At 73.6% G+C, this 23,263-nt stretch carries 21 protein-coding genes and 1 tRNA gene; 7 read left to right on the top strand and 15 right to left on the bottom strand.

Annotated elements, in window-relative coordinates:
- Positions 1-11 precede the first annotated feature (11 nt).
- Positions 12-890 (bottom strand): DsbA family protein, encoded by an 879-nt coding sequence (locus tag AC24FB_RS05980; RefSeq protein WP_425714416.1) that lies wholly within the window; start codon positions 888-890, stop codon positions 12-14.
- A 236-nt stretch (positions 891-1,126) separates the two neighbouring features.
- Positions 1,127-3,310 (bottom strand): serine/threonine-protein kinase, encoded by a 2,184-nt coding sequence (locus AC24FB_RS05985; protein WP_425714415.1) that lies wholly within the window; start codon positions 3,308-3,310, stop codon positions 1,127-1,129.
- A gap of 198 nt (positions 3,311-3,508) precedes the next feature.
- Between AC24FB_RS05985 and AC24FB_RS05990 the strand changes: the two genes are divergently transcribed.
- From AC24FB_RS05990 to AC24FB_RS06005, 4 genes are all read left to right on the top strand, one after another.
- Complete coding sequence (locus AC24FB_RS05990; protein WP_425714414.1) at positions 3,509-5,158, top strand: alpha,alpha-trehalose-phosphate synthase (UDP-forming); 1,650 nt, start codon at positions 3,509-3,511, stop codon at positions 5,156-5,158.
- A complete protein-coding gene (gene otsB, locus AC24FB_RS05995; protein WP_425714413.1) occupies positions 5,155-6,006 on the top strand; it encodes a trehalose-phosphatase in 852 nt (283 codons plus the stop codon). Before AC24FB_RS05990 ends, otsB begins: the two co-directional genes overlap by 4 nt.
- 215 nt (positions 6,007-6,221) lie before the next feature.
- Positions 6,222-7,346, top strand: coding sequence for an ABC transporter ATP-binding protein (locus tag AC24FB_RS06000; protein ID WP_425714412.1), 1,125 nt, complete (start codon positions 6,222-6,224; stop codon positions 7,344-7,346).
- Positions 7,347-7,486: 140 nt separating this feature from the next.
- Positions 7,487-8,710: a DUF4032 domain-containing protein gene (locus AC24FB_RS06005; protein WP_425714411.1), complete on the top strand. Its 1,224-nt coding sequence runs from the start codon at positions 7,487-7,489 to the stop codon at positions 8,708-8,710.
- 88 nt (positions 8,711-8,798) lie between these two features.
- Here AC24FB_RS06005 and AC24FB_RS06010 read toward each other — a convergent pair whose 3' ends face one another.
- The 3 genes from AC24FB_RS06010 to cysS are packed head-to-tail and all read right to left on the bottom strand — an operon-like array spanning position 8,799 to position 11,655.
- Positions 8,799-9,155: a hypothetical protein gene (locus tag AC24FB_RS06010; protein WP_425714410.1), complete on the bottom strand. Its 357-nt coding sequence runs from the start codon at positions 9,153-9,155 to the stop codon at positions 8,799-8,801.
- A complete protein-coding gene (gene rlmB, locus AC24FB_RS06015) occupies positions 9,152-10,207 on the bottom strand; it encodes a 23S rRNA (guanosine(2251)-2'-O)-methyltransferase RlmB (RefSeq protein WP_425714409.1) in 1,056 nt (351 codons plus the stop codon). Before rlmB ends, AC24FB_RS06010 begins: the two co-directional genes overlap by 4 nt.
- The gene (gene cysS / locus AC24FB_RS06020) at positions 10,207-11,655 is read right to left on the bottom strand and encodes a cysteine--tRNA ligase (protein ID WP_425714408.1); all 1,449 of its coding nucleotides are present in this window, start codon (positions 11,653-11,655) and stop codon (positions 10,207-10,209) included. The genes rlmB and cysS overlap by 1 nt, the downstream gene beginning before the upstream one ends.
- A gap of 160 nt (positions 11,656-11,815) precedes the next feature.
- On the opposite strand from cysS, the gene AC24FB_RS06025 reads away from it, so the two are divergent.
- On the top strand, positions 11,816-13,249 hold the full coding sequence (locus AC24FB_RS06025; RefSeq protein WP_425714472.1) for an MFS transporter: 1,434 nt from the start codon (positions 11,816-11,818) through the stop codon (positions 13,247-13,249).
- A gap of 286 nt (positions 13,250-13,535) precedes the next feature.
- Here AC24FB_RS06025 and ispF read toward each other — a convergent pair whose 3' ends face one another.
- The 3 genes from ispF to AC24FB_RS06040 are packed head-to-tail and all read right to left on the bottom strand — an operon-like array spanning position 13,536 to position 15,385.
- On the bottom strand, positions 13,536-14,021 hold the full coding sequence (gene ispF, locus AC24FB_RS06030; RefSeq protein WP_425714407.1) for a 2-C-methyl-D-erythritol 2,4-cyclodiphosphate synthase: 486 nt from the start codon (positions 14,019-14,021) through the stop codon (positions 13,536-13,538).
- A gap of 7 nt (positions 14,022-14,028) precedes the next feature.
- Complete coding sequence (ispD, locus tag AC24FB_RS06035; RefSeq protein WP_425714406.1) at positions 14,029-14,829, bottom strand: 2-C-methyl-D-erythritol 4-phosphate cytidylyltransferase; 801 nt, start codon at positions 14,827-14,829, stop codon at positions 14,029-14,031.
- Between the two features lie 22 nt (positions 14,830-14,851).
- Positions 14,852-15,385 (bottom strand): CarD family transcriptional regulator, encoded by a 534-nt coding sequence (locus AC24FB_RS06040; protein WP_425714405.1) that lies wholly within the window; start codon positions 15,383-15,385, stop codon positions 14,852-14,854.
- 164 nt (positions 15,386-15,549) lie between these two features.
- On the opposite strand from AC24FB_RS06040, the gene AC24FB_RS06045 reads away from it, so the two are divergent.
- Positions 15,550-16,050 carry a hypothetical protein gene (locus tag AC24FB_RS06045; RefSeq protein WP_425714404.1) on the top strand — a complete coding sequence of 167 codons (501 nt, stop codon included), beginning with the start codon at positions 15,550-15,552 and terminating at the stop codon, positions 16,048-16,050.
- 69 nt (positions 16,051-16,119) lie between these two features.
- Here the strand turns inward: AC24FB_RS06045 and AC24FB_RS06050 are convergent, their stop codons facing one another.
- Both AC24FB_RS06050 and AC24FB_RS06055 read right to left on the bottom strand, forming a co-directional pair.
- Complete coding sequence (locus AC24FB_RS06050; protein ID WP_425714403.1) at positions 16,120-16,809, bottom strand: response regulator; 690 nt, start codon at positions 16,807-16,809, stop codon at positions 16,120-16,122.
- Positions 16,809-18,047: a sensor histidine kinase gene (locus AC24FB_RS06055; protein ID WP_425714402.1), complete on the bottom strand. Its 1,239-nt coding sequence runs from the start codon at positions 18,045-18,047 to the stop codon at positions 16,809-16,811. Before AC24FB_RS06055 ends, AC24FB_RS06050 begins: the two co-directional genes overlap by 1 nt.
- 139 nt (positions 18,048-18,186) lie before the next feature.
- Between AC24FB_RS06055 and phoU the strand changes: the two genes are divergently transcribed.
- Positions 18,187-18,891 (top strand): phosphate signaling complex protein PhoU, encoded by a 705-nt coding sequence (gene phoU, locus AC24FB_RS06060; protein WP_425714401.1) that lies wholly within the window; start codon positions 18,187-18,189, stop codon positions 18,889-18,891.
- A 91-nt stretch (positions 18,892-18,982) separates the two neighbouring features.
- Here the strand turns inward: phoU and AC24FB_RS06065 are convergent, their stop codons facing one another.
- The 5 genes from AC24FB_RS06065 to AC24FB_RS06085 all read right to left on the bottom strand — a co-directional run bounded on the left by AC24FB_RS06065 (position 18,983) and on the right by AC24FB_RS06085 (position 23,109).
- Positions 18,983-19,720, bottom strand: coding sequence for a phosphoglyceromutase (locus AC24FB_RS06065; RefSeq protein ID WP_425714400.1), 738 nt, complete (start codon positions 19,718-19,720; stop codon positions 18,983-18,985).
- 105 nt (positions 19,721-19,825) lie between these two features.
- On the bottom strand, positions 19,826-20,176 hold the full coding sequence (locus tag AC24FB_RS06070) for a histone-like nucleoid-structuring protein Lsr2 (protein WP_425714399.1): 351 nt from the start codon (positions 20,174-20,176) through the stop codon (positions 19,826-19,828).
- Between the two features lie 435 nt (positions 20,177-20,611).
- The gene (locus AC24FB_RS06075) at positions 20,612-20,938 is read right to left on the bottom strand and encodes a hypothetical protein (RefSeq protein WP_425714398.1); all 327 of its coding nucleotides are present in this window, start codon (positions 20,936-20,938) and stop codon (positions 20,612-20,614) included.
- Between the two features lie 368 nt (positions 20,939-21,306).
- Positions 21,307-21,379 (bottom strand) — tRNA-Thr (locus AC24FB_RS06080).
- A gap of 155 nt (positions 21,380-21,534) precedes the next feature.
- The gene (locus AC24FB_RS06085; protein ID WP_425714397.1) at positions 21,535-23,109 is read right to left on the bottom strand and encodes an alpha/beta hydrolase; all 1,575 of its coding nucleotides are present in this window, start codon (positions 23,107-23,109) and stop codon (positions 21,535-21,537) included.
- Between the last annotated feature and the right edge of the window lie 154 nt (positions 23,110-23,263).

Raw genomic sequence — 23,263 nt, forward strand, 5'->3', positions numbered from 1 at the left:
TACGCGAGGTGTCAGGGGGAGACGGTCGGGCTCTCACCGCTCGGCGACTCGGCCGGCGCATCGCTCGGCGTCTCGGCGGCGGGCTGCTCGTTGCCGGTGACCTCGAGGTAGAGGCCGCCCGGCGTGTACCGGCCCTCGGTGAACTCGTCGCCGTCGATGAGGATCGTGGGCGTGCCCTCGACCCCGTCGGCGACGGCCTGCTCGGTTGCCGCGGCCACGTACTCGGCGAACTCGTCGTCGGTGATGCTCGACGCGACGTCGGAGGGGACGCCGACGCCCTCGAGCGCGGCGATGATCTGCTCGTCCGTGGGCTCCTGGCCCGTGGACTGGGTGGCCTCGAGGCTGGAGAGCCACAGGTCGAACAGGGCGTCGTTGGCCTCGAAGATGTACTCGGGCGCACCGTCGGCGACCACGTACATCGCCTCGACACCGCGGCCGGAGTAGTCCGAGTAGTCGCCCGAGCGGTCGAGCAGACCCACCGGGCGCAGCGCCGCCTGGGCCTCGCCCTCGGCCACGAGCATCTGCAGGCCCTCGCCGTTGGCCTCCTCGAAGTTCGCGCAGTAGGAGCACGTGTGGTCGGCGTAGACGTCGACGACCGGCGCGCCGTCGGTCGTGGAGCCGGCCACACCGTCCTGGCCGACCATGATCGCGCCGTCCTCCTCGACGTTCTCCGGCACGGGGCCGGCGTACTCGTCGAGGGGGGACTTCGTCCCCTGCCAGATGATGTAGCCGATGACGCCGACGACGAGCACGGCACCCGCGACCACGGCCGCGATCGTGAGGATGCGGTTCCGACGGGCCCGACGCTGCTGCTCGGCCTTGAGCTTGCGGGCGCGCTCGCGGGCTGCCTCGCGTCGCTCGTTGGCGGTGAGCCGGTCCTTGTTGGCCATGGGTGAAGTCCTCCGTCGTGCCGTGACCTCCCGCGACAGGCCGGAGGCGCCCCCACACTACGACGCGGGCGTCGCGCGGCGGGGCGGCGTCGACCACGCGGACGGATGAACGTGGCCGGTGTCTCAGCCGGGTGGGGGCGGGGGAAGGTCCGGGGAACGACCGCGGGCGAGCCGGCGAGGAGTCACGGTCCGACGGCGACGCGCCCCCGGAGGACGCACCCGGCGCCCGGCGCCGGTCAGTCGGCGACGACGGAGGTGAGGTCGGGCAGGGGCCACCACAGCGGGTCGGGCGCCGCGCCGACGAGCGCGGTCCCACCGGCGACGACGGCGACGGCGAGCAGCGCGGCGACCAGGACGATGCGCGCGAGCCGCCCCGGTGCGAGGGTGCCGACGACCGAGCGGAAGCCCTCGCGCGCGTTGGAGCCCGTCGGTGCGAGCCAGACGCCGCAGACGGCGAGAAGACCGGCGAGCAGGAGGATGGGTGGAGTCGCCGGCTCGCCGGTGAGCAGCTCGGCGCCCAGGACGACCGACGCCGCAAGGACGAGGCCGATGACCACGCCGATCGCGCTCGTGAACGCGCCGACCACGAGGTGCCAGGGCATCGCGGCGAGCATCCGCCCCGTGTCCCCCGCCCGGACCCCGCGCCGCAGCCGGGCGTTGCGGCGCCCGCCGTCGGCCTGCCCCCAGGCCGCGAGGAGCACGGCGGAGAGCACGAGGAGCACGAGGAACCAGCCCGGCGCGTGCGGGGCGAGGGCCGCAAGTGCGAGTCCCGCGGCGGCCGCGATCCCCGTCCGCTTCGCGGGGGGCCGGGCCCAGTCCGGCACGCGCCCGTCCTCCCCGAGGAAGGAACGCGCGGTCTGACCGTCCGGGAGGGAGGTGCCCGTGTTGCCGTACGCCGCGATCCCCTCGGGGCTCTGGCCGTAGGGCCCGGCGGCGGGCTCGGGGCGGTCGAGCCCGAGCGGGCCGGGGGGACGGCCGCCGGAGCCACCGCGCGACCGACCGTCACGTGTGCGGTCGTCCCGCGCCCAGTCACCGTGCGCAGCGCCGCCGACGGTCTGGTCCGCGTACCCCTGGCCCCCGTGCGCCTGGTCGCCCGACCAGCGGTCGCCCGAGCCGGGCGGGTAGCTGCGCGGTGCCGGGTAGACGGGCGGCGCCTCGCCTCCCGCCGTGGCGAAACCGCCCGCCGCGGCTGATCCGCCGGCGCCGGCCGCCCCGTAGCCGGCGCCCTGGGCCCACCCCTGGTCGGCCACCTGCGTGCGGCCCTCGGCAGCGTGGCCACCGGGGTGGCCACCGTGGTGCGCCGGCGCTCCGACACCGTCGCCCTGCCCCGGTTGCCCGTATCCGGCGGGCTCGTACCGGTCGCCGGAGCCGTGGACCGGCCGCCGGGTCCAGCCGTCGCCGGACCCGGGGTCCGCGGCGGGAAGCACGCCCGTCGCGGCGCCGTCGGCGGGCAGCACCCCGTGCACGGCCGACGACGGCGCACGGCGCGCGCTCTCGGCGATCCGCGCGTCCAGGTCCGCCCCGGAGATCTCACCGTCGATGACCGCGAGCACGGTCTCCGGGTCGAGCCGGTGGGCGGGGTCCGGGCTGAGCGCGGCCGCGAGGGCGCGGGAGAGCATCGGGTCGACGCCCTCGAGGTCGACGCGCCCGGTGGCCACCCGGCCGAGGACGGCGGCGGTGGGCCCCTTCCCGAACGGGGGGCGCGCCGTCGATGCGTGGACGAGGACCGCGGCCCAGGCCCACCAGTCGCACGCCGGCGAGGGCTCGGCGCCGGCAAGCACCTCGGGGTCGAGGTAGCCCGGCGTTCCGGTGACGAGGCCCGTCTGGGTGAGGCGCTCGTCGTCGACGACCTGGGCGATCCCGAAGTCGATGAGGACGGGGCCCTCCGGGGAGAGCATGACGTTGCCCGGCTTGAGGTCGCGGTGGACGATGTCCGCCGAGTGGATGGCGCGGAGGGCGTCGGCGAGCCCGTGGGCGAGCATGACGATCTCCTCGCCGGAGAACGCACCGTGCTCCGCGACGTCCGCCTCGAGGGTGGGGCCGTCGACGAGCTCGGTGACGACGAAGGCCTCCTCGTCCTCTACCTCGGCGTCGATGACCCGGGCCACCCCGGGCGCGCGGACCCGGTGGAGGAGCTGGACCTCGCGCGCGAGGCGGTCCCGGGAGGCGGCCTCGCGCGCCACGTGCGGGTGGAGCAGCTTGAGGGCCACGCGGTGGCCGTCGCCGTCGACGGCCTCGTGCACCTCCCCCATGCCTCCGGACCCGATCCGGCGCAGGAGCCGGTAGCCGCCCAGCTCCCGGACGTGCTCGCTGGTCCGTGCGCGTCCGGCGTCGCGCGACGTCGCGGCGGCCCGGGCGGCGGTAACGTCGGGACCGTCCCACCCTCCGGCCGCCCGCTCAGGGCCCGCAGCACTGTCCACGCGCCGAGGCTATCCGGGCCGCGCGCCCCGTGCCGGTCCGCCACCCGGCGAGGCCTCCCCGCACGTCGCCCCGTCCTGATGCCCGGCCGGGGCCCGGGTACGGCCCCGCCGGCGCAGGGCCCGCACCCGGGTGCAGCCGCGCACGCGTGGGCCTACGGTGGGAGCGGCCGCCCAGGTGGCGCCGGAGGAGGACGCAGGATGACGCGCAGCACCACGAGCACGAGCACCACGGACGACGACGCGACCACCGGCCCGGTCGACGCGGCCGGCGACGGCTACGACCTCGTCGTCGTGGCCAACCGGCTCGCCGTCGACGCGGTCGAGGGACCGGACGGCGAGACCGAGTGGCGCCGCTCGCCCGGCGGCCTCGTCACCGCGCTGGCACCGATCATGCAGTCGGTCGAGGGCGCGTGGATCGGGTGGACGGGCGCCACCGCCGAGGACGAGGAGACGCCGGCCCCGTTCGACGCCGTCGGCATGCACCTCGTGCCCGTCCCCCTGCGCGCGACGGAGGTCGAGCGCTACTACGAGGGCATGGCCAACGGGACCCTGTGGCCGCTGTACCACGACGTCATCGTCCAGCCCGAGTTCCACCGCGAGTGGTGGGACGCCTACCGGCGGGTCAACCAGCGGTTCGCCGACGCCGCGGTCGAGACCGTCGCCGAGGGCGGCACGGTGTGGGTGCACGACTACCAGCTCCAGCTCGTCCCGTCGCTCATCCGCACCCGGCGCCCCGACGTCCGGATCGGCTTCTTCAACCACATCCCGTTCCCGCCGGTCGAGATCTTCACCCAGCTGCCGTGGCGCCGCCAGGTGGTCGACGGTCTGCTCGGAGCCGACGTCGTCGGCTTCCAGCGCGAGTCCGACGCCGGGAACTTCCTGCGCGCGGTCCGCCGCCTCACCGACCACCCCACGCGCGGCGACCAGGTCCGCGTCCGGCCGAGCTCGCTGCTGCCGGAGGAGCGCTCGGTGCGTGCGCGGGCGTTCCCCATCTCGATCGACTCCGAGGGGTTCGCCGAGAAGGCCGCCCGCCCCGAGGTCCGGGAGCGCGCCCGGGCGATCCGCAAGGAGCTCGGCGACCCGCGCACGGTGCTCCTCGGCGTCGACCGGCTCGACTACACCAAGGGGATCCTCCACCGGATCAAGGCGTACGGGGAGCTGGTCCGGGACGGCCTGCTCAAGGCCGACGAGACCGTGCTCGTCCAGGTCGCCTCGCCCTCGCGCGAGCGGGTCGAGCAGTACAAGGTGCTGCGCGACGAGGTCGAGGTCGCCGTCGCCCGGATCAACGGAGACCACGGCGACATCGGCTCGGCGCCGATCAGCTATCTCCACCAGTCCTTCCCGCCCGAGGAGATGGCCGCCATGTTCCTCGCGGCCGACGTGGCGCTCGTGACCTCGCTGCGCGACGGCATGAACCTCGTGGCCAAGGAGTACATCGCCGCCCGTGAGGACCTCGGCGGCGCGCTCGTCCTCTCGGAGTTCACGGGCGCAGCGGACGAGCTGCCGCAGGCGTTCATGGTCAACCCGCACGACATCGACGGGCTCAAGGCCGCGATCGTCCAGGCCACCCACCTCAACGCGCAGGAGGGCCGCCGCCGGATGCGGTCGATGCGCCGCCGCGTGATGACGCACGACGTCCAGCGCTGGGCCGACGACTTCCTCGGCTACCTCGCGCAGGCCCACCCGCGCGGCCTCGCCGAGGGCTCCGGCCACGGGAACGGCTCCGCCCACGCGGAGGGCTCCGGTCACACGTCCGACGACGCCGGACACGCACCCGACGACGACGGACACGCACCCGACGACGACGGTCCCGCCACCGGGGCCGCGAGCACCCAGGAGGACCGATGAACGAGCAGCCCGACGTGAGCGCCGACCGCGGCGTGCCCGGCCCGGGGATCGACTCCCCGATGTTCACGGTGCGCCTCGACCCCGAGCTCGACGAGGCGGTCGGCGCGCTCGCCCGCCACGAGCACCTCCTCGTCGCCCTCGACTTCGACGGGGTCCTCGCCCCGCTGGTCGACGACCCGCTGACCTCCCGGATGACCGACGCCGCCGTGTGGGCCGTCGACCAGCTCGCCCAGCTGCCGGGCGTCAGCGTCGCGGTCGTCTCCGGCCGTGACGCCACGACGCTCGCCTCGCTCGCCGACCTGCCGGAGGGGACCCGCATCGTCGCCTCCCACGGCGCGGAGCGCGGCCGGATCACCGCCGACGGCGGCATCACCGCGGACCCGATCGACCTCGACGACGAGCTCGTCGCCCTGCGCGCCGAGGTCCTGCGAGAGACCGAGCGGATCGTCGCCGAGCACCCGGGCACCCACCTCGAGGCCAAGCCGGCCTCCGTCACCCTGCACACCCGCGGCCTCGGCGAGGACGCAGCACGGGCCGCGACGACCGCGCTGCTCACCGGCCCCGCCGGCCTGCCGGGCGTCCGCGTCATCTCGGGCCACGACGTCCTCGAGATGGCCGTGCTCACCGTGACCAAGGGCGACGGGGTGCTCGACCTGCGGGCCGACACCGGCGCCGACGCCGTGCTCTACGCCGGGGACGACCGCACCGACGAGGACGCGTTCGCCGTCCTCACGGGGGCCGACCTCGGCCTCAAGGTCGGCGACGGGGAGACGGCGGCCCGGTTCCGGGTCGGCGACCCCGACGAGGTCGCCGCGGTGCTCGACCGGCTCGCCCGCCTGCGCGGCTGACCGGCCGCGCAGGCGGGCGTCCGACCGACGGAGCGCCTCGCCCTCCCGCGCACCTCGGCGCAAGGTCCTTCCGGCCCCACCGCGGGACCCGGCCGCGTGCCATGATGCTCCTGCGGTCGGCCACAGGGGCGCCCGCGCGTGTCGGTGTAGACACACCCGCGCTCTTCACGACGGATCGTCCGGCACGTACCTGCCGGTGAAGGGATACCACCACCATGGCTTCAGTGACCTTCGACAAGGCCACCCGCGTCTACCCCGGCTCCGACCGGCCCGCGGTGGACGCGCTCGACCTCGAGATCGCCGACGGCGAGTTCCTCGTCCTCGTCGGCCCCTCCGGCTGCGGAAAGTCCACGTCCCTGCGCATGCTCGCGGGGCTCGAGGACGTCAACGCCGGTCGCATCCTCATCGGCGACCGCGACGTCACCGACGTCCAGCCGAAGGACCGGGACATCGCGATGGTGTTCCAGAACTACGCGCTGTACCCGCACATGAGCGTCGCCGACAACATGGGCTTCGCCCTGAAGATCGCCGGGACGCCGAAGTCCGAGATCGCCGCGCGCGTGGAGGAGGCCGCGAAGATCCTCGACCTCACGGACTACCTCGAGCGCAAGCCGAAGGCGCTGTCCGGCGGTCAGCGCCAGCGCGTGGCCATGGGCCGCGCGATCGTCCGCCAGCCGCGCGTGTTCCTCATGGACGAGCCGCTGTCCAACCTCGACGCCAAGCTGCGCGTCCAGACCCGCACGCAGATCGCGTCGCTCCAGCGCCGCCTCGGCGTCACCACCGTCTACGTCACGCACGACCAGACGGAGGCCCTGACGATGGGTGACCGCATCGCGGTCCTCAACTTCGGCGTGCTCCAGCAGGTCGGGACGCCGCGCGAGATGTACGACCGCCCCGCGAACGTGTTCGTCGCCGGGTTCATCGGCTCGCCCGCGATGAACATCGGCGAGTTCACCCTCGACGGCGACCACGCCACCCTCGGCGAGGCCCGCATCCCGCTGAGCCCGGCGAGCCTGGCGGCGCTGCGCGAGGAGGGGGCGAGCGCGGTGACGATCGGCTTCCGACCGGAGTCCACGGAGCGGGTCTCGGAGGGCACCCCCGGCGCGCTCCCCGTCTCCGTCAACCTCGTCGAGGAGCTCGGCTCGGACGCCTACGTCTACGGCTCGCTCGTCGGCCGCGAGGCGGCGGCGAAGGTCGGCTCGGGCGAGGACCCCGACCAGGTCGTCATCCGGATCGACCCCCGCGACGTCCCGGACAAGGGCTCGACGATCCACGTGACCATCCGCCCCGAGGAGCAGCACGACTTCTCCCCCTCGACCGGCGAGCGCCTGCCCCACTGAGGCACCCACCCGGGGCGCGGCGCGCACGCCGCGCCCCGGGAACGCCCTCGGGAGCGCCCCAGGAAACGCCCCCGTCGCCGCGCCCCGGCGCCCCGAGCCGGGTCGCCGACGCCCGACCCGCAGCAGGAGGAGCTCCACCAGTGGCCCAGGAACGGCAGATCACCGCGTCCGTGGTCGACGCCGGCCTGCTCGCCCTGCCCTGGGACGTCCCGCTCGAGGAGTGGTCGGAGGACGTCCTCGCGGCACTCCCCCGCGGGCTCTCGCGGCACGTCGTCCGGTTCGTCCGCACCTCGACCGGACTCGTCGCCGTCAAGGAGATCGGCGAGTCGGTCGCCTACCGCGAGTACGAGGTCCTGCGGACCCTGGGGCGCCTCGAGGCCCCCGCCGTCGTGCCCCTCGCCGTCGTCACGGGTCGGACGGGGGCCGACGGCGAACCCCTCAACTCCGCCCTCGTCACCCGCCACCTCGAGTACGCCCTGCCCTACCGCGCGCTGTTCAGCCAACACATGCGCCCGGAGACGATCGGGCGGCTCATCGACGCCCTGGCCGTGCTCCTCGTCCGCCTCCACCTGCTCGGGTTCTTCTGGGGCGACGTCTCGCTGTCCAACACGCTCTTCCGCCGGGACGCCGGTGCGTTCGCCGCCTACCTCGTCGACGCCGAGACGGGCGAGCTGCACCCGCCGCTGTCCGACGCCAAGCGCAGCTACGACCTCGACCTCGCCCGCACGAACATCATCGGCGAGCTGATGGACCTCCAGGCCGGTGAGATCGCCCCGGAGGACATCGACACGATCGAGGTGGGCGACCAGATCGTCTCCCGCTACGAGTCGCTGTGGGCCGAGCTCACCCGGCGCGAGAGCTTCAGCGCCGGCGAGCTGTGGCGGGTCGAGCAGCGGATGAACCGGCTCAACGAGCTGGGCTACGACGTCGACGAGATCGACATCACGACCGACGTGTCCGGCACGACGGTCTCCATCCAGCCCAAGGTCGTCGACGCCGGCCACTTCCACCGGCAGGTCATGCGCCTGACCGGGCTCGACGTCCAGGAGAACCAGGGCCGCCGGATGCTCAACGACCTCGAGCAGTTCCGCGCCACCCGCGGCGGACCCGGGGACGACCTCGCCGTCGTCGCCCACGACTGGCTGGGCGAGGTCTTCGAGCCGACCGTCCGGGCGGTGCCGCGCGAGCTGCGCCGCAAGCTCGAGCCGGCGGAGATCTTCCACGAGATCCTCGAGCACCGCTGGTACATGTCCCAGGCGCACGGGCGCGACGTGCCGACCTCCGAGGCCGTGCAGTCCTACATCGAGACCGAGCTGCGCCACCGGATGGACGAGCGCCGGGTCATCGACACCGACAACCCCTGAACCGGCGCGCGGCGCCTCCGGGGCGCCCGGCCACGGCGCGACGCCCAGGGGCCGACAGCCCCTCGCCGTCGGGCCTCGTCCTTCCGGCTCAGGCCGAGGTGTCGCGCGGCCGCGGCGGCAGGACGAGGCGCCCGTCCTCGTCCGTGTGCCGGCGGGCGTAGGCCTGGAGGAACAGCTCCCCGACCGCGTCGGCCAGGAGCAGGACCCCGGCGGACCGGGCGCCGAAGGACCGCTTGCGCAGCAGCAGGCTGGCCCCCCAGAGCTCGGCCGCGACCGCGCCCCGCAGGATCCACGGCCGGTCGACCGCGAGGGCCCGGTAGAAGCCCCACAGGTCGCGCAGCGGGAGCGGGACGTCCGGGTCGCGCTCGTCGAGCACGAGCCCGTCGCCGGCGAGCACCGACTCGGCGGCCTCGTCCAGGTACTGCGCCACGCCCGCGTCGCTCATCGCTGCTCCTCCGACCCCGCTGCCGGCCCCGCGTCCGCCGCGCGGTCGTCGAGCGCCTCTTCTCGTCGTCGGGAGATCTCGTAGAGCGCCACGCCCGTGGCGACGGCCGCGTTGAGGGACTCGACGTCGGGGGCGATGGGGATCGACGCGACGACGTCGCACGTGTCGCGCACGAGCCGCGAGAGCCCCTTGCCCTCCGAGCCCGTGACGAGCACGAGGGGCTCGGTCGCGAGCTCGAGGTCCCGGATCGAGGTGGTCGCCTCGCCGTCGAGACCGACGACGAAGCAGCCGGCCTTCTTCGCGTCCGTGAGCGCGCGGGTCAGGTTGGTCTCCCGAGCCACCGGGACGCGGGCGGCGGCGCCGGCCGACACCTTCCACACGGTCGAGGTGATGCCGGCGGAGCGGCGCTCGGGCAGGAGCACGCCGTCGGCGCCGAACGCCCCGGCCGACCGGAGCACGGCCCCGAGGTTGTGGGGGTCGGTGACGGAGTCGAGGGCGACGATCAGCGGCGCTCCCCCGCGGTGCTCGGCCCGGTCGAGGAGGTCGGTGAGGTCGGCGTAGGAGTACGGGGCGACGGCGATCGCCACGCCCTGGTGCACGCCGCCGTCGGTGAGGAGGTCGAGGTCGACGCGGGTGGTCTCGACCAGCGGGGCGCCGAGCGCCGTCGCGGTGCGCACGAGCTCGGCGAGCCGGGCGTCCGAGGCAGCGGCGCCGGAGATGAGGACGTGGGACATCGTCACGCCGGCGCGGACGGCCTCGGCCACGGGGTTGCGGCCCACGACGAGCTCGGCGTCCGCCGCGATGCCCAGGCGGTTGCGCAGCTTCGCGGCACGGTCGGCGGCGAGGGCGGCCTGCGCCTTGGGGTCGTTGGTCGCCCGGCGGCGGTTGGCCTCGGCCCGCTTCGCCGCCGGGTGGTACTCGCGGTCCTCGGCCTTCGGCGTCGGGCCCCGGCCCTCGAGCCCGCGGCGGCGCTGGCCGCCCGACCCCTTGGTGGGCGCCTTCTTCGAGCCTGCCTTGCGTACGGCGCCACGGCGCTGGGAGTTCCCGGCCATCAGGCACCTCCTGCCAGATGCCAGCGGGCCCCGCCCGCACCGTCCTCGACCGAGATCCCGGCCGAGGTGAGCCTGTCGCGCACGGCGTCCGCCCGTGCCCAGTCCTTGTCCGCCCGCGCCCGGGACCGCTCCTCGAGCGCGGACTCGACGAGGGCCGCGAGGGCGTCGTGCGCCGCGTTCCCCCCGGAGGCTCCCCCCGCAGCGCCGGTCGTCCCGGCCCGCCAGGGCTCGGCGAGCGGGTCGAGCCCGAGGACGTCGAGCATCGCGCGGACCCGGACCTGGCCGGTGTGCGCGTCGGCAGGGCGGGCGTCGGCGAGCGCCGCGTTGGCGGCCCGCAGCTCGGCGTGGACGAGGGCCATCGCGGCCGAGACGCCGAGGTCGTCGTCCATCGCGGCGGTGAACTCCGCCGGCAGCGCGTCTGCGGCGGCGAGCTCCTCGGCGCCCGCCTCCCCGGTCGCCTCGGCGGACCGCAGCACGAAGGAGGTGATCCGCTCCCACTGCGCCGCGGCCTCCGAGAGCGAGACGTCGGAGAACTCGACGGCGCCGCGGTAGTGCACCGAGGCGAGCGCGAGGCGGACGACGGGGGCCGGGGCCCGCGTGAGGACCTGCTCGACCGTGAGGGCGTTGCCGAGGGACTTGCCCATCTTCTCGCCGGCCACGACCACCCAGGCGTTGTGCATCCAGATCCGCGCGAACCCGTACCCGGCGGCGCGGGACTGCGCCTGCTCGTTCTCGTGGTGGGGGAAGCGCAGGTCGATGCCGCCGCCGTGGATGTCGAACGTCTCACCGAGGTAGCGGTGCGCCATCGTCGAGCACTCGAGGTGCCAGCCCGGCCGACCGCGGCCGTAGGGGGTGTCCCAGGCGGCCGACTCCGGCTCGCCGGGTCGCGGCGCCTTCCACAGGGCGAAGTCGAGCGGGTCGCGCTTGTCGGGCGCGACGTCCGTCTCGTCCACCACGGAGCTGCCCGCACGCTGGTTGGTCAGGGCCCCGTAGTCGTCGAAGGAGCGGACCGAGAAGTAGACGTTCCCGGCGTCGCCCGCGTAGGCGTGGCCGCGCTCCTCGAGGCGCCGCATGAGGGCGACCATCTCGGTCACGTGGCCCGTGGCCCGCGGCTCGTAGGTGGGCGGGAGGACGCCGAGCGCCGCGTAGGCCGCCGTGAACTCGCGCTCGAACCGGTAGGCCCACGCCCACCACGGGGCGTCCGCCAGCGCGGACTTCTCGAGGATCTTGTCGTCGATGTCGGTGACGTTGCGGACGAGCGTGACGTCGAGCCCGGAGCGCCGCAGCCAGCGCGCGAGGACGTCGAACGCGATCGCGGAGCGCAGGTGCCCCACATGGGGAGCACCCTGCACGGTGGCGCCGCACAGGTAGATCCCGACCTTGCCCGGGGTGACCGGGTCGAGGGGGATCTCCCGTCGGGAGGCGGTGTCGTGCAGGAGGAGGCTCACCGGGACAGCCTAACGACGACGCCGACGAACCCGCCGATGTCACCTTCCCGACACCAGGTGCGGCTAGGTTGCGCGGGTGACCACCCCGGAGCCCCCCGGCCACGTCCGCCCCGAGCGGTGCGCGCCCGCCACCACCCCCCGCACCTCGACCACCGGCACCATGCCCGACGACGACGCCGCCCCCGCGGCGGGCCCGGACCCCGCGGCGGCCCGCCTGCGCGCGGAGGCCCGCCGGATCGCCCGCCCGTCGAAGGTTCTCGTCTGGGGGCTGTGGGACTGGGCCTCGGCCGCGTTCAACGCGGTGATCACGACCTTCGTCTTCTCCGTGTACCTGACGAACGAGGACCTGTTCGGGGAGGGGGCCGACGGCATGCTCGCCGCCGTGCTCGCCGTCGCGGGGGTCGTCATCGCGCTCATCGCCCCGGTGACCGGGCAGCGGGCGGACCGGTCCGGGCACCGCGCGCTCAACCTCGCCCTGTACACGGGTGTCATCGCGGTGGTCACCGCGTGCATGTTCTTCGTCGCCCCCGCCGTGCAGGCCGACGGGTCGTTCGAGGCCCAGTGGCTGTGGCTCGGGCTCATCCTGCTCGCGGTCGGCAACGTCGCGTCCGAGCTCGCGGGCGTCAACTACAACGCCATGCTCAACGACATCTCCACCCCGCGGAACGTCGGTCGGGTCTCGGGCTTCGGCTGGGGCATGGGCTACGTCGGCGGCATCGTGCTGCTGCTCGTCGTCTACTTCGGGCTCATCAACCCCGAGGTCGGCCTGTTCGGCGTGACGAGCGAGAACGGGATGGACGTCCGGGTGACCACGCTCGTCGCGGCCGCGTGGACGGTGCTCTTCTCCGCGCCGCTCGTCGTCACCTCCCTGCGCGACTCCGCCCGGCTCCGCGACCGCACCGGCGCCGAGGCCGAGGCGCCGAAGGAGTCGATCGTCCAGTCCTACAAGCGGCTCCTCGGCTCGATCGCCTCCCTCTGGCGCACCGACCGGCGCACCGTGTGGTTCCTCCTCGCCTCGGCCGTGTTCCGCGACGGCCTCGCCGGGGTCTTCACCTTCGGGGGCATCATCGCCGCCGGCACGTTCGGCTTCAGCGCCGGCGAGGTCATCATCTTCGCGGTGGCCGCGAACGTCGTGGCCGGCGTCGCGACCATCTCGTTCGGCCTGCTCGACGACCGGTTCGGGCCCAAGCGGGTCATCGTGATCTCGCTCGTGTCGATGGTGGTCGCGGGCATCGGGATCTTCGCGCTGCACGACCTGGGTGCATCCCTCTTCTGGGTCCTCGGGCTCGTGCTGTGCGTGTTCGTCGGCCCGGCACAGTCCGCCTCGCGCACCTTCCTCGCGCGGCTCATCCCCCCGGGCAAGGACGGCGAGGTGTTCGGCCTGTACGCCACCACGGGTCGCGCGGTGTCGTTCCTCGCGCCCTCGATGTTCGCGGTCGCGCTCTGGGTCGGCCGGCAGGTCACCGACCTGTCCGGCAACGACGTCCAGTACTGGGGCATCCTCGGCATCGTCCTCGTGCTCGCCGTCGGTCTCGCGCTGCTGATCCCCGTCAGCGCCCGCGACCTCACGCCGCCCCGGGACGCCCGCCGCTGACACCTCCCCCCACCCCGTTCATCGAGATTGCGGTTCGTCGCCGTCGAGATTGTGGTTGGGAGCCGCGCACCTGGTCGAGAGTGCGACTCAGTTCCGTCGAGATTGCGGTTCGTCGTCGTCGAGATTGCGGTTGGGGCCCCAACCGCAATCTCGACGAATCGGTCCGGCCGGTCGTCGCCGTGGCAACGGCTCAGCACCCCACCAGTGGTCGAGAGTGCGGTTCAGGGCCGTCAGACGTGCGGTGGGTTCGTGCCGGTCCGGCGTCCGCTCACGCGCCAGGATCCGCTCACGCTCCGGTGCGGGCGACGAGGGCCGTCGCCACCGCCGCCACGCCCTCGCGGCGACCCGTGAACCCGAGACCGTCGGTGGTCGTCGCGGACAACGAGACGGGCGCGCCCAGCGCGGCGGTCATCGCGGCCTGGGCCCCCTCCCGCCTCGGTCCGAGGCGCGGGAACGCGCCGATCACCTGGACGGCGACGTTGCCGATCTCCCAGCCCGCCGCCCGCACGCGCGCCGCCATCTCGGCGAGCAGCTCCGCGCCCGACGCCCCCTTCCAACGCGGCTCGCTCGTGCCGATCTGCGTGCCGAGGTCGGCCATGCCGGCGGCGGAGAGCACGGCGTCGCAGGCGGCATGGGCGGCGACGTCGGCGTCGGAGTGCCCCTCGAGCCCCACGACACCGGGCCACTGGAGGCACGCGAGCATCATCGGCCGGTCGGGGTCGGCCGAGACGGCGTGGACGTCGGTCCCGATTCCGGTGCGGGGCAACGACATGGCGGCCTCAGTCCCCCACCGCAGCCACGGCACCGTCCACGGCACCCGCACCGTCCGCGGCACCACCACGGTCGGCAAGGACGAGCTCGGCCACGCGCAGGTCGAACGGGGTCGTCACCTTGAGGGCGGCGGTCGAACCGGCCACAACCGCGACCGGCCCGCCGAGCGCCTCGACGAGACCCGCATCGTCCGACGCGGCCAGCGCCTCGTCGCCCGCGCGGTGGGCCCCGGTCTCGTGGGCGGACCGCAGGACGCCGATCGTGAAGCCCTGCGGAGTCTGGACGGCTCGCAGCTCGGAGCGGTCCACGGTGGCCACGACCGGCTCGACGCCGCCGAGCACCGGGTCGGCGACCCGCTTGAGGGTGTCGGTGACGGGGACGGCCGGGACGACGGCGCCGTGCCCGGCGCGGACGGCGTCGACCACGCGGCGCACCTGGTCGGTCGGGGTGAGGCAGCGGGCGGCGTCGTGGACGAGCACGACGTCGTCGTCGTCAGGGTTCGCGAGGGTGTCGAGCGCCGCGAGGCCGGCCACGACGGACGCCTGTCGCGTCGCGCCGCCCGCGGTGACGTCGACCCCACCGCGGTACCCGTGCTCGGCGAGCGTCGCCGAGGCGAGCCCGCGCACGTGGTCCGTCCGGTCGACCGGCGCCACGACGATCACGGAGTCGAGCACCCCGGCCAGGGCGAGCCCGCGCAGGGCGTGGACGAGCAGCGGTTCACCGCCGAGCTCGACGAGAGCCTTGGGCCCGCGCGCGCCGAGCCTGGTCCCGGACCCGGCGGCCACGAGGACGCAGTGGACGCGGGTCACGACCTGGTCCGGCCCGTCCCGCTCAGGAGGCGGGGGCGTCGGCGACGGGCTCCGCGGCCGCGGCGGCCTCGGCCCCGACGGCGAGGACCTCGTCGAGCAGGCTCTCGGCCTCTTCCTCGGTGATGTCCTTCGCGAGCGCGAGCTCGGAGGACAGGATCTGCCGCGCCTTGGCGAGCATGCGCTTCTCGCCGGCGGACAGGCCGCGGTCGGTGTCCCGGCGGGAGAGGTCGCGGACGACCTCGGCCACCTTGTTGATGTCACCCGACGCGATCTTCTCGACGTTGGCCTTGTAGCGGCGCGACCAGTTGGTCGGCTCCTCGGTGTGGGGCGCGCGGAGCACGTCGAGCACCTTCTCGAGCCCCTCCTCGCCCACGACGTCGCGGACACCGACGAGGTCGACGTTCTCGGCCGGCACCTGGATGCTCAGGTCGCCCTGGGCCACCTTGAGGTGGAGGTAGGTCTTCTCCTGGCCCTTGATCGTGCGGACCGTGATGTCCTCGATGAGGGCGGCCCCGTGATGGGGGTACACCACCGTCTCGCCCACTACGAACGTCATGTGTGAAGTACTCCCTCAGGCTTGGCGACAGGCCATTCTACCACGCCGTTTCGGCGTGATTCCGCGCCTCGTGAGACTCGACGGACCGCCTGACGGGGCCGACGTCGACGCAGGTCTAGTACCCTCGCGACAGGTCCCGACCACCCCCCTGAAGGAGCCTCACCATGGCCGTTCCCCAGCGCCTGACCCGCGTCGGCGTCGCCGTCGCGTCCGCCGCGCTGCTGTCGTCCTGCATGCTGGCGGCCGACGTGACGACGCTCAACCCGTACGCCCCGTCCGACGGCACGCGGGTCCAGGTCGCCGACGGGGTCGCGGTCGAGAACCTCCTCGTCCTCACCGAGGGCGAGGGCGAGGTCGGCCACGTCGTGGGGTCGATCGTCAACAACACGCTCGAGCCGGTGACGGTCCAGCTCGACGTCGGGGAGACCGGCGCACCAGCGCCCTTCGAGGTGCCGGCCGAGAGCCACATCCCGCTGCACGAGGCGAACGTGACGATCGAGGCGGTCGAGGGCGCTCCCGGCTCGACGCTGCCGACCGCGGTCCAGGGCCCCGGCGGCTTCAGCTCGGTCATCGAGATCCCCGTCCTCGACGGCACGCTCGCCGAGTACTCGGAGTTCCTCGAGCAGGCGGACTCGCCGGAGTCCGGCTCCGAGTCCTCCTCCTGAGTCGCGCCCTCCGCAGGACCGCCGGCCCGGGCGGGGCATCCGCCCCTCCCCTGCGCGACGACGCCGAGCTCAGTCGCCGTCGGTGACCAGCTTGTAGCCGAGCCCGCGCACGGTGTGCAGCATCTGCGGGTGCGCCGGGTCGACCTCGATCTTGCCGCGCACGCGCTTGACGTGGACGTCGAGCGTCTTGGTGTCCCCGTGGTAGTTCGGGCCCCAGATGCGGTCGATGAGCTGGCCGCGGGTGAGCACCCGGTCCGGGTTGCGCAGGAACAGCTCGAGCAGCTCGAACTCGCGCAGCGGCATGGCGACCGACTCGCCGTCGACGGTGAGCTCGTGCCGGTCGACGTCCATCCGGACGCGGCCGACGGTGAGCACGGACGACTCCCCCGCCTCGACGGCCGGGCCGCGCCGCAGGACCGCGTGCACGCGCGCGACGAGCTCGCGATAGGAGTACGGCTTGGTCACGTAGTCGTCGGCGCCGAGCTCGAGCCCGACCACCTTGTCGATCTCCGAGTCCTTCGCCGTCAGCATGATGACGGGGACCTGGGAGCGCTGCCGGAGCTGCCGGCACACCTCGGTGCCGGACAGGCCCGGGAGCATGAGGTCGAGCAGGACGAGGTCCGCGCCGTGCCGGTCGTAGGCCGCCACCGCCTCGGTCCCGTCGCCGACGGCCTCCACCGTGAACCCGTCCCGCTCGAGCTTGAACGTCAGCGTCTCGCGGTAGGTCTGCTCGTCCTCGACCAGCAGGATCTTCGTCATCAGCGCTCCTCCTCGGATGGCGGTCGACCGGGGTCGCCGCCGGTGGCGTCGTCCTCGTCGTCGGATGGATCGGTGGGGCCCGGCTCCTGGGCCTCGGGCAGGACGAGCGTGAACGTCGAGCCCCGGCCCTCGGTGGACCACAGCTCGGCCCGGCCGCCGTGGTCGGCCGCGACGTGCTTGACGATACTCAGGCCGAGGCCGGAGCCACCCGTCTCGCGGGACCGGGCGAGGTCGCCGCGGAAGAATCTCTCGAACACGCGGTCGCGGGCGTCCGCGGGGATCCCGGGGCCCTGGTCGACCACGGCGATGCGGATGAGACCGTCCGCGCGGGAGACCCCGACCGACGCGGTCGAGCCGGCCAGCGAGTACCGCACGGCGTTGTCGAGCAGGTTGCGCACGGCGGTGGTGAGCATGCCCTGGTCGCCGTACAGGCGCAGGCCCTGCGCGCCGCCGGAGCGGATCGACACCTCGCGGGCGTCGGCCTCGACACGGACGCGGTCGACGGCCTCGGCCACGACCTCGTCGACCTCGACGACCGCCGGGTCGACGAGCGCGTCGGGCTCCTGGAGCCGGGAGAGATCGATGATGTCCTGCACGAGCTCGGCGAGGCGCCGCGACTCGGTCTCCATCTTCCCGGCGAAGTGCCGCACGCTGTCCGGCTCGTCGGCGACGTCGTCCATCGTCTCGGCGAGCAGCGCGATGGCGCCGACCGGGGTCTTCAGCTCGTGGGAGACGTTCGCGACGAAGTCCCGGCGCATGTCCTCCACCCGCCTCGCGCGCGTGCGGTCCTCGGCCAGGAGCAGCACCCGGCCGCCCTTGAGCGCGGCGACCCGGACCTGGAGGTGCACCGTGCCGGCACCGGCCACCGGTCCGCGCGGGAGTGCCAGCTCGGCGTCGCGGATCTGCCCGTCGCGCCGCAACCGGGCCACCATCTCGGCGAGCTCGGCGTGCGCGAGGCGGTCGTGGCGCACGAGGCCGAAGCCGTAGGCGGCCGAGGAGGCGCGCACCACGTCGTCGTCGGCGTCGAGCACGACGATCGACTGGGGCAGCACCGTGAGGACCGAGATGACGTCGTCGTCGAGGCCCGGCGCGGTGCCCGCCGGCTCGAGCTCGGCGTCGCGCTCGCGGTCCGACGAGCGCAGGGCGAGACCCGCCCCGAGCCCGACGATCAGTCCGAGCAGGGCGACCACCCAGAGCTGCCAGGAGTCGTGCACGCCCACGAGATTAGGCTGGATCACGGACGTTCACCGACCTCGCCCCGCGGCGTTCCCCCCGGGCCACCGCCCGTCCACCACATGTTCACCGGGCGCGGCTTGGCTACCCTTGGACCGTGGGGCCGCGATGCGGTCGCCATCTCGAGAGCCGCGGAGGCCACCCATGCGCAAGATCTTCACGCACGACCTGGAGCAGCTGCAGGACAACCTCGTCCGCATGGCCGAGGCCACGAGCCAGGCCATGACCAAGGCCGCCGAGTCGCTGCGCACCGCCAACCTGCAGCTCGCCGAGCAGGTGATCGACGCCGATGACCGCATCGACGAGCTCGACCGTCAGCTCAACGAGCAGGGCATCGCGCTCCTCGCTCTGCAGGCGCCCGTCTCGCGCGACCTGCGCCAGGTCATCTCGGCGCTGCGCCTGTCCGGGACGATCGAGCGCATGGGCGACCTCGCCCAGCACGTCGCGTTCGTCGCCCGCGGCCGCTTCCCCGACCAGGTGGTCGGCGGCGCGGCGCACGAGCTGCTCGTCCAGATGGCCGACGAGGCGGTCCGCGTCGCGGCCGACGTCGTCGAGCTCGTCCGCGGGGCCGACCTCGACAAGGCCCGCGAGCTGGAGGAGAAGGACCACATCCTCGACGACCTCCACCTGCGCACCTTCGAGACCGTCCTCGACGACTCGATCGAGCTCAGCCGCCAGGAGATCGTCGACGTCATCCTCATCGGTCGGTACCTCGAGCGCTTCGGCGACCACGGCGTCTCGGCCGCCCACCGCATCAACTACCTCGTCACGGGCACGACGACGGACGCCATCAGCGACGGGGAGCCTGGCCAGGCCGGGGCCACAGACGAGCAGACCGGCGGTCTCTGACCCGTCCGCGCGGCCAGAGCCACGAACGACGGCGCCGCCCACCCGAGAGGGTGGGCGGCGCCGTCGTTCGTGCGTCGGACAGAGCTCGGGGTCAGCGGCCCTGGTTGGCCACGGCCTCGATCGCCGCTGCGGCGGCGTCGGGGTCGAGGTACTGGCCGCCCGGCGTCAGCGGCCGGAGGTCCTCGTCGAGCTCGTAGAGCAGCGGGATGCCGGTGGGCACGTTGAGGCCGGAGATGGTCTCGTCGTCGATGCCGTCGAGGTGCTTGATGATGGCCCTCAGGGAGTTGCCGTGGGCCGCCACGAGGACGGTGCGGCCGGCCTTGAGGTCGGGCACGATCGCGTCCTCCCAGTACGGCAGGGCCCGCTCGAGGACGTCCTTGAGGCACTCGGCGGCCGGGATGGGCTCGCCGGCGTAGCGCGGGTCGGCGTCCTGGCTGAACTCGGAGCCGGCCTCGATCGGGGGCGGCGGCACGTCGTAGGAGCGGCGCCACTGCATGAACTGCTCCTCCCCGTACTCGTCGCGGATCTCCTTCTTGTTCTTCCCCTGGAGCGCCCCGTAGTGGCGCTCGTTGAGGCGCCAGTGGCGGTGGACCGGGATCCAGTGGAGGTCCGCGGCGTCGAGCGCGAGGTTGGCGGTCATGATCGCGCGGCGCAGCAGCGAGGTGTGGAGGACGTCCGGGCGCACACCGGCGTCGGTCAGCAGGGTGCCGCCGCGGCGGGCCTCCTCGACGCCCTTCTCCGACAGGGGGACGTCGACCCAGCCGGTGAAGAGGTTCTTGGCGTTCCACTCGCTCTCGCCGTGGCGGAGCAGGACAAGTCGGTAGCTCATGGCTCCATCCTTCCACCGATCACCCGTGAGGGAGAGGCCCGGCCACGGACGCGGAACGGCCCGCGGACCGATGTCCGCGGGCCGTCCGTCGGCCGACCGGTCGGGTCAGCGGTTGTTGTACTGCTCGACGATCTCGGCCTTGATGCGACCGCGGTCGCTCACCTCGATGTCGTTCTCGCGCGCCCACTCGCGGATGGCCTGGGCCTCCGACGCGCTCTGGCTGCGCGAGCGACGCGGTGCGCCGGAGCGGGCGGCTCCGCCGGACCGACGGGCGCCGCCGCCACGCACGGGGCGCGCACCGGCGACCCACGGCGCGAAGGACTCGCGCAGCTTGGCGGCGTTCGCGTCCGAGAGGTCGATCTCGAAACGCTCACCGTCGAGAGCAAAGGTGACAGTGCTGTCGGCGGGCGTTCCGTCGATATCGTCGATGAGCTTGGTAATAGTCTGGCGAACCATGATGCCCCTCCCCGGGATTCATACCGATCACAGGTCGTCAATCGGCTGCATGAAGCATAAACGCATTCATCGATCAGTGTCACGTCGAATGCACGGCATTCGCGTGATCGAGGCGCGGGAATGAATTTGCACACACCGGTGAAGTTGTCGACCGCCCCGAACAATATGTGCTTCTCCCGTCCGAGAATCGGCCATCAATGTCATCACGGCAGATCGGGCACGGTCGCTCGAGCACCTCACGGGCGACCTGTGAGCGATTCGACGAACAATTCACGGCCGCGGGGGTGGGGGTGGCTCTCGTGGCGAGGAGCGATCCACGCCCGCCGGGGGGTGGGGGCGGCTCTCGCGGCTGCGAAGGATCCACGCCCGCCGAACGCCTCGGGCCCGGGGGTGCCAGGGCGCACGACAGCGACGGGCGGTCCCCCGTCCGTCGTCCTAGCGGACGGAGCTCTCGGGGCGCTCAGGAGCCCCGGACCGGCCCGGGGCGACCGAGGCTCCGCCGGCGTCCGCCGACCCCGCAGGACGCCCGCGCGCGCCCTTGACGGCACCCTGCTCCGACGCCGCTCGCTCCTCGGCCGCCAGTGCGCCGGCGACGCTCGAGGGCGACGCCGGGAGCGGGGCGAGATCGAGATCGGGGTGCCGTTCCCGGAATGCCTTCTCGGCCTCCCGCTCGGAACGATCCGCACCGAGGAATGCGCGCACGATCACCACGAGCGCGATCAGCAGTCCGATCGGCGGCACCAGGGCGATCACGTAGTCCACGCAGCCAGGATAGTCCCCGGACAATCGGAACGACAGGCCGGTGCGCCGAGCAGCGGGCCGTGCGGAGTTCCCGAAGATGCGGGCACGACCGCTCCGGGGCGGACCCGGAAAGTGATTCCGCGGTCGCCACGGTGAGAGCGACCGGCCGCGCGCAGCACGCGTGCCACGGCACCTGCACGCAGCGCCGACGTCGACGTCGTCGGTCACCGTCCACCGGCGCGCGGTCGGTATCGGCGACGCGAATCACCCGACGAAGAAGCGCACGGCGTCACGGCTCGCCGGACGTACAGCCGGAGGTACCGAGCCTCGACCGAGCCGGGACAGAAATGCCCCTGACCGGCGGGATCGCCGGTCAGGGGCCTGTTCCGAGCCGCCTGGGAGAATCGAACTCCCGACCTATTCATTACGAGTGAATCGCTCTACCGACTGAGCTAAGGCGGCGTGCTGCCGTGAGCAGCGCCATCCATGCTAGCGGCCGGCGGCGCACCCCCGCAGCCGGATCGACGCGCCATGCGTCACACCCGGGGCGCGCCTCCCGGGCACTCTCAAGGGCGCCCTGCCGCGCGTCGCTCCCCCGGGGCACTCCCCCGCGCCGATCAGCAGGTGAGCTCGTCCTCGGGCGGCGTGCCCTCGAGAAAGAACTCGTCGACGGCGCCCTGGACGCACTCGTTGGAACGGCCGTACGCCGTGTGCCCCTCGCCCTCGTACGTGACGAGGACGCCCTCGTCGAGCTGGTCGGCGAGGCCGACCGCCCACTCGTACGGGGTGGCCGGGTCGCCCGTCGTGCCGATGACGACGATGGGGCCGGAGCCCTCTGCGGCCACCGGGCCGGGCTCGCGCTCGGACTCGTGCGGGTAGTTGAGGCAGAGCAGGTCGTTCTCGCCGCCGAAGAACTGGCCGAAGGTCGGGGCGACCTCCTCGAGCTGGGAGACCTGCTCGTCGAGCTCGGCCTGCGTGTGCTCCACGGTCGGGTAGTCGAGGCAGTTGATCGCCCAGTTGGCCTCGGTCGAGTTGTCCGCGAAGCTGCCGTCGTCGTTGCGCGTGTTGTAGATGTCGGCGAACTGGAGCAGCGCGGTGCCCTCGTTGAGGTTGATCGCCGCCTGGAGGGCCGCGGTGAGCATCGGCCAGGACGACTCGTCGTACATCGGCAGGATGATCCCGGTCAGCGCGAGCGCCTGGGTGAGCGGCCGGTCCGGGTCGCTCGTCGGCAGGGGGTTGGCCTCCGCCGACTCGAGGAGCTCGACGATCTGGGCGGCGCCGTCGTCGACCGAGCCGGTGAGCGGGCACAGCGCGCCGGACTGGCAGTCCTCGATGTAGGCGCGCAGGGCGCCCTCGAAGCCGCCGGCCTGGCCGACGGTGATGTCGAAGCCGGACGAGGTCGGGTCGAGCGCCCCGTCGAGGACCATGCGGCCCACGTTCTCCGGGAACAGGTCGGCGTAGGTCGAGCCGAGCAGGGTGCCGTAGGAGAACCCGAGGTAGTCGAGCTGGGTCTCGCCGAGCACCGCGCGCAGGACGTCCATGTCCCGGGCGGCCGAGACCGTGTCGACGTTGCCCGCGAGGTCACCGGACTCCGCCTCGCAGCCGGCGCCGATGAGCTCGGCGTCGGCCTGCCAGTCGGCGTCGCCCTCGGGCGTGTCCGGGTAGTCCTCCGAGAGCAGGCGGTCGAGCTCCGCGTCGTCCACGCAGTCGATCTGGGTCGAGTTCTGCACGCCGCGCGGGTCGAACCCGACGATGTCGTACGCGGCCGTGACCTCCGGCGAGATCGACGAGGTGGCGTACTCGACGAACTCGACGCCGGAGCCGCCGGGGCCGCCGGGGTTGATGAGCATCGAGCCCACCGGCTCGCCGTCGGAGGCCGGGAGCCGCTTGACGGCCAGGGTGATCGACTCGCCGTCGGGGGCGTCGTAGTCGAGCGGCACCTCGATGTCGGTGCACTCGAACTCACCGCAGTCGGTCCACTCGACGTCCTGCTCGTAGTAGGTCTCGAGCCCCTCGGGCACGGGCGGCATCTCCTCGCCCGCGCCGCTGCCGGTTGCGCCCGACCCGGACTCCGAGCCGGACTCGCCACCGCTGCCGGGGTCCGTCGTCGGGTCGTCGACCTCCCCACCACAGGCGGCCAGGACGAGCGTGGCAGCAGCCAGCGCGGGAACGATTCGAAGGAGCCTCGGCATGCCGACCAACCTAAGGCACGTGCCGGGCCGGCGGCGATCAGCCCCGCAGGGCACCACTCCCCGTCCCACCTGCGCGTCCGGGCGGTCGGGGGACGGCGGCTGCGTGCCTGGCGGGGCCGGTCGGCACCGCGCCCGGCCGGGGTCGACGCCACCC

It is taken from the genome of Georgenia sp. Z1344, from assembly GCF_057652375.1.

Excerpts from the sequence above, each read along its gene's own strand:
- AC24FB_RS05980 (WP_425714416.1), bottom strand. The coding sequence starts at position 890 with ATGGCCAACAAGGACCGGCTCACCGCCAACGAGCGACGCGAGGCAGCC.
- AC24FB_RS05990 (WP_425714414.1), top strand. The coding sequence starts at position 3,509 with ATGACGCGCAGCACCACGAGCACGAGCACCACGGACGACGACGCGACC.
- otsB (WP_425714413.1), top strand. The coding sequence starts at position 5,155 with ATGAACGAGCAGCCCGACGTGAGCGCCGACCGCGGCGTGCCCGGCCCG.
- AC24FB_RS06000 (WP_425714412.1), top strand. The coding sequence starts at position 6,222 with ATGGCTTCAGTGACCTTCGACAAGGCCACCCGCGTCTACCCCGGCTCC.
- AC24FB_RS06010 (WP_425714410.1), bottom strand. The coding sequence starts at position 9,155 with ATGAGCGACGCGGGCGTGGCGCAGTACCTGGACGAGGCCGCCGAGTCG.
- rlmB (WP_425714409.1), bottom strand. The coding sequence starts at position 10,207 with ATGGCCGGGAACTCCCAGCGCCGTGGCGCCGTACGCAAGGCAGGCTCG.
- AC24FB_RS06025 (WP_425714472.1), top strand. The coding sequence starts at position 11,816 with ATGCCCGACGACGACGCCGCCCCCGCGGCGGGCCCGGACCCCGCGGCG.
- ispF (WP_425714407.1), bottom strand. The coding sequence starts at position 14,021 with ATGTCGTTGCCCCGCACCGGAATCGGGACCGACGTCCACGCCGTCTCG.
- AC24FB_RS06040 (WP_425714405.1), bottom strand. The coding sequence starts at position 15,385 with ATGACGTTCGTAGTGGGCGAGACGGTGGTGTACCCCCATCACGGGGCC.
- AC24FB_RS06045 (WP_425714404.1), top strand. The coding sequence starts at position 15,550 with ATGGCCGTTCCCCAGCGCCTGACCCGCGTCGGCGTCGCCGTCGCGTCC.
- AC24FB_RS06050 (WP_425714403.1), bottom strand. The coding sequence starts at position 16,809 with ATGACGAAGATCCTGCTGGTCGAGGACGAGCAGACCTACCGCGAGACG.
- phoU (WP_425714401.1), top strand. The coding sequence starts at position 18,187 with ATGCGCAAGATCTTCACGCACGACCTGGAGCAGCTGCAGGACAACCTC.
- AC24FB_RS06065 (WP_425714400.1), bottom strand. The coding sequence starts at position 19,720 with ATGAGCTACCGACTTGTCCTGCTCCGCCACGGCGAGAGCGAGTGGAAC.
- AC24FB_RS06070 (WP_425714399.1), bottom strand. The coding sequence starts at position 20,176 with ATGGTTCGCCAGACTATTACCAAGCTCATCGACGATATCGACGGAACG.
- AC24FB_RS06085 (WP_425714397.1), bottom strand. The coding sequence starts at position 23,109 with ATGCCGAGGCTCCTTCGAATCGTTCCCGCGCTGGCTGCTGCCACGCTC.